Raw genomic sequence first — 4,129 nt, 5'->3', positions numbered from 1 at the left:
CCACAAAGAAACTCCTCCCTCGCTTTTATTTATTGTAGTATCGAGTCACTACTTTCTGCCCTTCCATATAGTACTAGATATATGTATATGCAGTTGGCTAATACCAAGTGTTTAGTCGGCTACCCCTGTACTCTGTCGAGCCATTCGGTTTGCACTAAGTCAAACACACTTCCTTATAAAACTTTTGTGTATTTCTACACTCAAAAAGACTTGTCCAACCATCTGAACAAGTCTGTAAATTTTATCTTTTATCGCTATCTCCTTGATTTTTTTCTCTTCATCTTTTATAATTTATGTATATCTAAAAGAGATAGCAACTATATTTTATGTACTCTATGTTCTGTCAAAACATCTAGTATATAGATTATAGTTAAAAGATTACTAGTTACTTACTATGTTCGAGATAGTTGGTATTAATCCCAATTAATGTCTTCCAAACATTAAAGGGAATAGTAGTCTTTTTTATATTCAATTTTTTAATATAAGTTAATTATAATTCTAGTCATTAAAATTTACTAGTATTTTTCCATAATTTGCTCTATTTTTTGATCTAAAAGTTTTACTGGACTTTGTAGTTTGTTTGTTTTGTGAAAAGTAGGAATGAGTGCAGGGGCTACATTTAAAGCTTCTAACATCTTGAAATATTTCTTTAATTCTTCTTTGCTATACTTTTTCTTTTTAGCATATCTTAGTTCTAAGTATTGCAATAGCTTCTTTTTACTATTTTTTTTCAACTTATTTGTTTCTTTTACTATTTTTTTAGTTTCAAAATAATCATAGAAATCTAGTCTAGTATTGCAGATGAAACGTTTATACTTAGTTAAAACTATATCTCTACATATGTATATATCATCAAAGTATGTTTTAAATGTCCTTCCATATTTTTTGAGTTCGTAACCAGCACATTTAACTTCTAATCTTAAAGTGTTAGTCGCAAGAGCCAAGTCAAGTTGGTTTATATTTATACTACTCTTATACATATCTACTTTACTTTTTAATGTTTTCAGTTGCTCCAGTTTATTGTAAAAATTAATAGTATATGTTTTATTTATGTTACTCTTATAATTATGCTTAGACTTTATGTAAACACTTGTATTTGTATCTATGTTATTTCGATCGACGTAGTTAATATATCTATTATCAGCTTTATCTTTTATAATTTGATTAAATAGCCTCAAATATAAATCTGCGTTTACATTATAAATATTAAATGTTACCTCCATGCTTGCAACTGTAAACTCTAATATGTCTAACTCTATGTTAAATAACTCTTTAAGCTTATTATTTATCTTTTGTCTTATTTCTTCTCTGTAACTATACAAATCATCTATGTTATGTACATGATTACCTTGTTTGAGTAGCATTACAAGCCTACCAGTTACATATATTCTCTCTGAATTTACTGCATATAGAAATCTTACTCCATTCCAAGCAAGTATATAAGATGAAATATATTCAATTACTTCTCCTGTCTTGAAATCTATATATTCATTGTAGTTCTTTTTAAGCTTTAAACTAAACTTACTTGTATCTAGCTTTACATTTTTATATAAGTTAACTCTATCTATCATACCCCACACCCCTTACGAAATCATCATCTGATACAATCATTAATACTATATTTACAGACTAAAAACATGATTGCAAAACAAAAAAATAAACTTTATAACACCATTAATTAAGGGGTAGTTTAACCCTGTAATTTTAAGACTTTTTGTGTTATGGAAATGGAAGGACTATAACAAAATAAAACTTTCTCTATCCTTACATATACCATATACACCCCCCTATAGCTATTACATATAGTATCTTAAACATAATTTACATACAAATAACTCTATAAATATAGAACGTTTGTACGCATTACTATGTCTATTTTTACATACAGACAAAAATTTTTTCTTGATGTGGAAATGGATGTGTTTTTTATGCTACTTCATATAAAATAACAATTTTAATTTTATGGTTGTAGAATGAATGAACAATATTAAAACTTATTAAGTTGCTACTTTTTTTCAGATATATCTATTAAAGCATCAATTAGACTTTCTATAGAGTTAGAATGTATCTCTTCTAAAAATCTTTTCGTTGCAAATACTTTATACTCTTTATTCGTAATAAGTATTATATAATGTTTTATTCTTTTTATTCGCTGAGACGCTAAGAAACGCTTATTGACTAGTCTTGAAAGCAGAGTTAATGTAGTTGTTGCTTTCCAGTTACAACTAGTCTCCATCTCTTCAATTAGTTCTTTTGATGTTACTATATCATTTTTAGCCCAAATAAACTTCATAACTTTTAATTCAGCCTGTGGTATCTTTTGCATGCTTTATATTCCTTTCATGTATAGATTACATATTTTTATCAAATAATAATTATATATATTTTTTACAAGATATTATGTCATTTATTATAGTAATATAGTTTTTATTTGAAATCAGTTTTTTAATCTATTATATTACAACTTTTGAAAGGATACAATGTAATAGAATAATATGAAAGGGAAGTACATATTTATGAAAGAATCTAACGAACTTGATTTTAAATTGATAGGTCAAAGAATTAAAATAGCTAGGATAAAAAAGAGATTAACACAAGAAGCAGTTGCAAATAGAGTAAATATAACGACTCAGCACATGAGCAATATCGAAACTGGAAATTCTAGTGTAAGTTTACCTACATTGATTTCTATCGCCAATGTACTTTATGTAACAATCGATGAGCTATTATGTGATGCAATATTAAACTCTAAAATTATTTTTGAGAATGAGCTAAATGAAATCTTAAAGGATTGTAATGAGTATGAGACAAGATTTATAGTTGATATTGTAAAAGCTTCAAAGAAATCAATGAAAGACTTAAAAATGTTTCAAAATAAAATAGAAAATAGATATTAAATAGATAAAACTTAATTTTAAATATAAAACCTCTGAACATTAGCATTTACAACGTTTAGAGGTCTTTTTATGTTGTCAGTAGTTTTGGCATAAAAGTAAGTATTGTATGCCATAGTTTGCTACCTACTAGCAATTTCAATAGCTTCATACCCCTACCATGTACGATTTTAAACCTATCTTGTCAGTTGTATGTCAGTAACATCACTATATAAGAAAAATTTAAGATACTTTTTTAATGTAATTTTTTTCAGCTACCTACTTTTTTACTAGAACTCATACAAGCCTTTCTAAGCTATTCTAAATTTATTTCAATACTACAACTCATATTTTAAATTCACAACCTTATCAATACTCAATACACAAAAATCTAATTACATGAGTTTAGTATTCATTTTAAACAATTTATTAGTATATATATTTTTTTCTAATGTTCCGAAACAATTTGATACATATATTTTTATATATATATAAGAGTACTAAAAGATATACTAAACGTTATTTATATATAGTACAAATATTAGTTATTACTTATTAAATATATATCTATAATACAAGAATTATATATATGTATTTAATAAGTAATAAAAGATATATAGAAATATGTACAGAGATATAGAGAGATATATAAAGATATGTATGTATATATATATATCTTTAATATTTTAATAACTAATATATTAAATGCTATATAAATACTATGAAAGGAGACTATCAAAATGAATACTAAAGATAAGAAATGTAAAAGATGTCCTTACAGAAAAGAGTATAAAAGACAACTATATGTAGATATTTTTTGTTTAATACTTCAATCAGCTTTAACAGTATCAAGCATAATAAAACTATTCTGTAACTAAAACTAAGTAAGTATATATAACTATGTCCAAGAAGCTTCTTTAAAATGCAGAAACTTTCTTTATCCAAATAACTTGACTAAGCTGCCTAGGTAGAGGCTAAAATTGGACATAGTTACCCTACAAACAAGTGTAGGATAAACTTCCCTTGCCCAGTATATCGGCATTTTATAGGACTAGTACAGTTATAACATCTATTCTTTTGCAACTTAATGCTCTCTATCGTTTCCCCCATAGTAAGATATATAGATGCTCCACAAAGAAACTCCTCCCTCGCTTTTATTTATTGTAGTATCGAGTCACTACTTTCTGCCCTTCCATATAGTACTAGATATATGTATATGCAGTTGGCTAATACCAAGTGTTTAGTCGGCTACCCCT

General features: G+C 26.5%; 4 protein-coding genes. 2 read left to right on the top strand and 2 right to left on the bottom strand.

Annotation, left to right across the window (positions count from 1 at the left end):
* Window positions 1–515: 515 nt before the first annotated feature.
* Together IC213_RS20150 and IC213_RS20145 are read right to left on the bottom strand one after the other, a co-directional pair.
* Window positions 516–1,571, bottom strand: a complete 1,056-nt coding sequence (locus IC213_RS20150; protein WP_227861678.1) for a phage/plasmid replication protein — start codon at window positions 1,569–1,571, stop codon at window positions 516–518.
* A gap of 434 nt (window positions 1,572–2,005) precedes the next feature.
* Complete coding sequence (locus IC213_RS20145; RefSeq protein WP_227483914.1) at window positions 2,006–2,326, bottom strand: BlaI/MecI/CopY family transcriptional regulator; 321 nt, start codon at window positions 2,324–2,326, stop codon at window positions 2,006–2,008.
* Window positions 2,327–2,516: 190 nt separating this feature from the next.
* On the opposite strand from IC213_RS20145, the gene IC213_RS20140 reads away from it, so the two are divergent.
* Both IC213_RS20140 and IC213_RS20135 read left to right on the top strand, forming a co-directional pair.
* Entirely contained in the window at window positions 2,517–2,897 is a 381-nt protein-coding gene (locus IC213_RS20140; protein WP_227483915.1) for a helix-turn-helix domain-containing protein, read from the top strand.
* Between the two features lie 716 nt (window positions 2,898–3,613).
* Window positions 3,614–3,751 carry a hypothetical protein gene (locus tag IC213_RS20135; protein ID WP_227832029.1) on the top strand — a complete coding sequence of 46 codons (138 nt, stop codon included), beginning with the start codon at window positions 3,614–3,616 and terminating at the stop codon, window positions 3,749–3,751.
* Window positions 3,752–4,129: the final 378 nt, after the last annotated feature.

It is taken from the genome of Clostridioides sp. ES-S-0049-02 (assembly GCF_020658465.1).
Lineage (GTDB): Bacteria > Bacillota > Clostridia > Peptostreptococcales > Peptostreptococcaceae > Clostridioides.
The sequence above is the reverse complement of the archived record's forward strand: the minus strand, read 5'-3'. Positions and strand labels throughout refer to the sequence as shown.